Below are 6,000 nucleotides of genomic sequence, written 5' to 3'. Positions count from 1 at the left end.
TTTTTTTTTTTTTTTTTTTTTTTTTTTTTTTGGTGTATCAATGATTTAAGCATATAATAATAAAAATTATATACTTCAAAATGGAAAACTGATGAAACAAAAAAAGACAGTTCAATGCATCTTACTTGGTTTTGCAGCCGCTTCTATGCACGCGCAAGGGGCGGATGCTGCAAGCAATGGAACGATAGAGAAGAAAGACAAATACACCCTCGTCCTCGCAAAACAAGGGCAAGAGAACAACTACACCTACGATGGTGAAACCGAAGTCAAACCCTTAAATTCCCTCATCATTGCCGCCAACGGCGGTACGAATAATATTACGATAAAAGGCAAATTGGCAGACGGCTCTGCCGATGCCTCGCCGACGATTGACAATAAATCGCTTGAAACAAAGATAAGCCATTCAGGTTATTCGTACGACTTAAGCGACAAAAGCGGGGAGAAGAGAGGCGGCGTGGTAATGTTGGCGGATCAAAGCTATGAGGGCAAAAATAACGTTACTTTTGAAAACGTAACCATAGCCTCCCATAACGCGAATGCCGGCATTATGTCTTATGACGGAATCAATACTCGTGTAGCCGACAGCTTGGCGCCGGCAACGCTTACCTTTAAAGGGCGCAATACCATCAATATGGACGCGGACTCAAATACCAACTCTCATAACGAAGGTATCCTATTGTTGAATAATGGTGAAAAAGTGGGAGAATATCGTCTTGTTTCCGAAGAAGGCTCGACGCTGAATATCAACATCAAATCAGGAAAAGATGTAGGGCAAGGCATTACCGCCAATCACTATAGTAGCACTCGACCCAAACCTGATTTTCCAAGTATCACCACAATGGAGTTCAAGGGCGATGTGAATATTAAAATCGATAGGAACGGACAGGACGAGGCGGAAAACAACGGTTTCGGCTTCTATTCAAGCTCAAGTTTAGGCAGAGGCAATAAGAAGCAGATTCCGGAAGGTTCTAAAATGGAAGCGGTTTTCCGTGGAAATGTCGATATCGTTGCAACGCCGGTTTATGACGAGCAAGGCAGGCCCAAAAGCATAGGCAGCGCGTTTGCGATTGATGGGAAAAACAGCAAAGTCGAGGTTGTCGGCGGGGAAGACAAGGTTGTCAAAATCAAAGGCGATATTTTCGCCTACAACGGCGGCAGCGTGAGCGTGAACCTCGCCAACAAAGATTCTTATTTTGAAGGGGAAGCCCATATCGGGAAAAAGAGCTTTGCCAAAGGGAAAGATATGTTCGGCGAAACCGTGGATGCGGACGGGAATGTACTGCCCACGGAACAAAGTATCGACAGTACAAGGAAAAGTCTAGTTAAAAAGCAGGAAAGATTGTCCAAGCTGGATGAAGAATTGGCTACACTTAAGGAAGAATTGGCTAAACTCAATGAAGATGATTTACAAGAAAAACAAAAAATAGAGCGCAAAATAAAATTAAAAGAAAACTCCATAAAAAGCTCCATAAAAAGCATTGAGAGAGACGAAGCAAAAATCAAAGAATATGAAGATTTCTTCGATGAAAACGGTTGGATTAAAGACAGCGCGATCGACGACAAGACAAACAACACCATCAACCTCAAAATGAGCAACGGCGCGCGCTGGACGGTTACCAATGATTCAATGCTGAAAGAGTTGGATTTGTCGGAAGACGCGCAGGTCGAATTTAGCGACAGCAATAAATTCGTCAAAGTGTCCGTGAGCAAGCTCAAGGGCGATGGCGGCGTGTTCAAAATGTATGGCGACATCGTCAAAGGCGAATCGGACAAGCTGATTACCCGGAAAGGCAGCGAAGGCGTACACGTCATCGAATATGAAGACAATGCCAAGGCACCAACGACCGGCAGGGAGTTTTTAAAGCTGGTCGAAAACAAAGGCGATGCCGAAAACACAAAAGCGTCATACGAACTGCGCGTCAAATGTACGGAACAGGGAGGGTGGTGTTTTGCCTTGGGCGAGTCGGGTGATTCCAAAAAGGTCAATATTTCCGCAGACGGCAAGCGGGACTTCTACCTCTACCCGGCCACCCTGTCGACGGGCGCATCGAGCAGCGTCCTCTTCGGCGAGGCTTTGTATCAGTTGAACGCGGTTTCCGATGAAACGCTGGTGCAGCGTATGGGCGAAATCCACGCCGACGGAACGCCGCAGGAAGACAACAACGTCTGGATCAAACGCGTCGGCGGAAAATTCTCCGGCAGCCGCAGCGATTACCGCGTGGGCGGTTACAGCAACCGCTATTGGGGCTTTGCCGGCGGCTTCAACCGGACGGGGTTCGGCGACAAATGGATTCATTACAAAGGGCTGATGCTCCGCCACCTCCAATCGTCCTACACCCCCGAAGACTACGCCGGCAGCGGCAAAATCTACGGCAGGACGGCAGGCGTTTATTCCACCTGGCTCAACCGGGAAAGCAGGGCCTATTACGATTTGGTCGCCAACATCGCCCGATATAAGGGCAGCTACGGGCTGACCAATTACTCCGGAGTCCGTGTCGAATCGGACGAGGCGCGCCTGAATGCCTATATGCTTTCCGCCGAAACCGGCAGGCGGATGGAAAAACAGGACGGCGGCAAAACCTATTGGTGGCAGCCGGAAGCGCAGCTGTCCTACTGGTTTACGCGCGGCTACGGCTTTTCGCTGTCAAACGGGCTGTCTGCCGAGACGGACAACTTCCGCAGCCTGATGGGGCGGTTCGGCTTTCGGGCGGGCGTGGACGGTTTGGACGGCGGCAGGCTGAACATCTATGGCAAACTGATGTACAAACGCGAATTTATCGGCACGATCCGCCACAGGTTCAACGGCTCTGCCGTAGAGGAATTCAAACACCGTGGCGGCTGGTTGGAATACGGTTTGGGCGTGGTGCACCGCAATGCCGGAAACGGGCGGCAGCTTTATTTTGAGGCGCAAAGGTCTTCGATGCACAAGATGCGGCAGAATTGGCAGGTCAATATGGGCGTGCGCAGTATGTTCTGATGCGCGGATGCGCCTGAAAACAATCCGGAACGGTCAGACGCGTTCCGGATTGTTTTTTGTCGGGGGATTTGTTTAAGGCGCGGCGGTTTGGTTTGTCGGGGCGGTTTGTCAGGGTGGTTTGTTAGTAATGGTAGGGTGGGCTTCAGCCCACCAAACCCCGAATGCCGTCTGAAGCCCGCCAAAGCATTCAATGCCGTCTGAAGCGCACCCTACCATTACTAAACTTTCAGATAATCTTTGAATATTGCCGCCGACCGAAGGTCTGGATTCCCGCCTGCGCGGGAATGACGGTCGGGCGGATGCGTCGTCATCACGACTTTTCGTTATTTCCGTGACTTTTCGTCATTCCCGTGAAAACGGGAATCTAGAACCTCTAAATCTTCAGATAACCTTTGAATATTTCCTCCACCCTTAAGGTCTGGATTCCCGCTTATGCGGGAATGACGGCGGTGGGCGATGCCGTCTGAAGCCTGACAAGGCATTAAATGCCGTCTGAAACTCCGTCATTCCCGTGAAAACGGGAATCTAGAATCTCAAACTTTCAGATAATCTTTGAATATTGCCGCTGTCCAATGGTCCGGATTCCCGCCTGCGCGGGAATGACGGGTTTTTATAATCTTTAAAAACTGCCGCTGTCCGACAGTTCGGGTGGGAATGACGGCGGGAGAACAATGCCGTCTGAAGCGGCGGGCTGAAGCCCACCCTACCATTACGCCCTGCCATTGTTTCCGCTTCCATACCGCTTGGCGGCAATATTGTAGGGTGGGCTTCAGCCCACCGAAACCCCGATGCCGTCTGAAAACCCAAATGGCGGCACAACAATGCCGCGCTGCAATAAACGTTGCCGTCCCGACACAAAACGGCACAGACAATAGAAAATGCCGTCTGAAAGGGCTTCAGACGGCATTGTGTTCGGACGGGCGGGCTTATTTTGCGGCCTGTTCGCCTTCTTTTGCAAAATATTTGGCGTAGATTTTGTCGTATTCGCCGCTTTCGCGTACTTTTTTCAACGCATCGTTCAGCATTTTGACGGTTGCTTCGTCGCCTTTGCGTACCGCGATGCCGTAGTGTTCGGTGGTGAAGTCGGGCAGGGTAACGAAGTCCATCCCTTTGGCCGGATTGTTTTTCACATAATTGGCGATGACCGCGCTGTCGCTGACCACGGAATCCAGGCCGCCGTTTTCCAGTTCTTTGATAATCAGGGGAACGTTTTCAAAGCGCGCGATTTTCGGATTGTCGTTGCCCAAGAGTTTGGAAACGGAGAAATCGCCTGTGTAGCCGGTTACCACGCCGACTTTGTTCATCTTTTTCAAATCTTCGGAAGAAGATACTTTTTTGCCTTTCGGAACGAGGACGACTTGGGTGATTTCAAAATACGGGTCGCTGAAGTCCATAGACTGTTTGCGGTCGTCGGTAATGGTTACGCCCGACATCACAACGTCCGCATCGCCGTTGTTCAAGGCGGGGAAAAGGCTGTCCCACGGCTGGTGTTTGAATTCGATTTTAAAATTGCCCGCCTTCGCCATCGCGTTCATCAAATCCACGTCGAAACCTTCGACATTGCCTTTCGAGTCTAAAGATTCAAAGGGGGCAAACTCGGCGTTGGAAGCCACGCGGTACACTTTGTCGGGGTTTGCGGCAGGCGCGGCGGCATCTTTGCCCTGACCGCCGCAGGCAGACAGCGCGAGTGCGGAACAGGCAAGGGCGGCGGCAATCCATTTTTTCATATTCATCAAAATTCCTTTCGGTAATCAAAAAGCCTAAAAATTCAGTTTAACATAAAATTAACGTTCTTTTTCACGGAAAAACGCATAAGTAACGTCGTGGAACAAATCCGTATGCGGGCTGTCTTCGTAGTTGAGTTCTGCCAAAGCGTCTTCAAATGCAAGCTGAATCGACTCGACCGCGATTTCGGCGGTGTCGGCGGGAAGGGCGCGGATTAAGGCTTTGAAGGCGGTGGACAGGACGTGGTTCTGCATACGCAGCACATCGTTTGCTTCTTCCAGATATTCCAAACGCTGTTCGATGCTGCTCATGATGTATCCTCGCGAATCTGTTAAAATGCGCGATTATATCAAACGCGCTTCAGGCGGGGTTTGTCCGCCTGCAAAGATTAAGGACCGGAAGCCGAAAAAATGGATACGAACAATCAGGATAAAGAGCCGAATTGGGAAAAACGCCTAGAAAGCCTGCGCCGGACGCGCCGTATGAATACCGCGCCCGACCGTGTGCCGCCGGTTCAAACTTCCGAAGCGGCAAAGGGTTCGCCCGCGCCGAAATTGGACGATGCAAGCCGAAACCGTGTGTTAAAGGCGTATCTGAAGAAATGGCAGGAGGAGCACAATGCCGCCGTTGCCGAATGCGGCGAGGAAGTCGAAACCGACCCGATGGTTATTCTTCAGGAAAACTGGCTCAACGCGCAGGCTTCCCTGCAAATGTCGGTTTCGGAAAAACACATCGAATCGCGGCGGAGAATCCGGTTTGATGCCAAAAAAGACTGCGTCGAATTTGAAACTGCACAGATTGAAGGCGGGGAAAACGCCGATGCGGCAGAATCCGGCACGAATGAGCCGGCGGTTTCGGAAAACGGGGAAAACGATGCGGAAGAAACGTTGATGCCCGTCCAAATCAATATCCTGAACCCGAAAGCCGTCAACCGGCGCGAAGTGTTCTGCCTGTCCGAACAGGAGTTGACCGAACGGCTGATCAAACGCCTGCGCCCGCATCTGACCGATACCGTCAACGGCATTATCCGTACGGCGGTGCAGAAGCAGATGGCGGTTTTTACCTACCAGCTCCAGCAGATGCTGCACGAGCAGGCGGGGGCGGTAGTCGAAGACGTGTTGGAACACGATGTCCGCAAAATCCTTAACGACATCAAGTACGAGTTAAAATACAAACGCTGATTGCAATGCCGTCTGAAAGCCGTTTCAGACGGCATTTTCCTGCCCGTCCGACTTGAAAGGCGCACGGAACGGGCGCAAAATATTAACAAATTAAACAACGGGCGCGCGCCCCGTTGC

6 protein-coding genes are annotated in these 6,000 nt (G+C 50.8%); 4 read left to right on the top strand and 2 right to left on the bottom strand.

Annotation, left to right across the window (positions count from 1 at the left end):
- Positions 1-91 precede the first annotated feature (91 nt).
- The 3 genes from RDY34_RS08915 (at position 92) to RDY34_RS08905 (ending at position 3,949) form a co-directional block, all read left to right on the top strand.
- Positions 92-2,977, top strand: a complete 2,886-nt coding sequence (locus tag RDY34_RS08915; RefSeq protein WP_308075281.1) for an autotransporter outer membrane beta-barrel domain-containing protein — start codon at positions 92-94, stop codon at positions 2,975-2,977.
- 161 nt (positions 2,978-3,138) lie between these two features.
- On the top strand, positions 3,139-3,312 hold the full coding sequence (locus RDY34_RS08910; RefSeq protein WP_192880570.1) for a hypothetical protein: 174 nt from the start codon (positions 3,139-3,141) through the stop codon (positions 3,310-3,312).
- A 319-nt stretch (positions 3,313-3,631) separates the two neighbouring features.
- Positions 3,632-3,949: a hypothetical protein gene (locus RDY34_RS08905; RefSeq protein ID WP_308074803.1), complete on the top strand. Its 318-nt coding sequence runs from the start codon at positions 3,632-3,634 to the stop codon at positions 3,947-3,949.
- Here the strand turns inward: RDY34_RS08905 and RDY34_RS08900 are convergent.
- Positions 3,904-4,710 carry a basic amino acid ABC transporter substrate-binding protein gene (locus RDY34_RS08900; protein ID WP_003709369.1) on the bottom strand — a complete coding sequence of 269 codons (807 nt, stop codon included), beginning with the start codon at positions 4,708-4,710 and terminating at the stop codon, positions 3,904-3,906. The two genes, RDY34_RS08905 and RDY34_RS08900, sit on opposite strands and share 46 nt — an antisense overlap.
- Positions 4,711-4,761: 51 nt before the next feature.
- Entirely contained in the window at positions 4,762-5,013 is a 252-nt protein-coding gene (locus RDY34_RS08895) for an NGO1151 family protein (protein WP_003714458.1), read from the bottom strand.
- Positions 5,014-5,112: 99 nt separating this feature from the next.
- Here RDY34_RS08895 and RDY34_RS08890 point away from each other — a divergent pair, with 99 nt between their 5' ends.
- Complete coding sequence (locus RDY34_RS08890) at positions 5,113-5,883, top strand: hypothetical protein (protein WP_118783240.1); 771 nt, start codon at positions 5,113-5,115, stop codon at positions 5,881-5,883.
- The last annotated feature ends 117 nt before the right edge of the window (positions 5,884-6,000 follow it).

This window comes from Neisseria polysaccharea, assembly GCF_963392925.1.
GTDB lineage: Bacteria > Pseudomonadota > Gammaproteobacteria > Burkholderiales > Neisseriaceae > Neisseria > Neisseria polysaccharea.
This window is presented reverse-complemented; position numbering and strand designations above follow the sequence as displayed.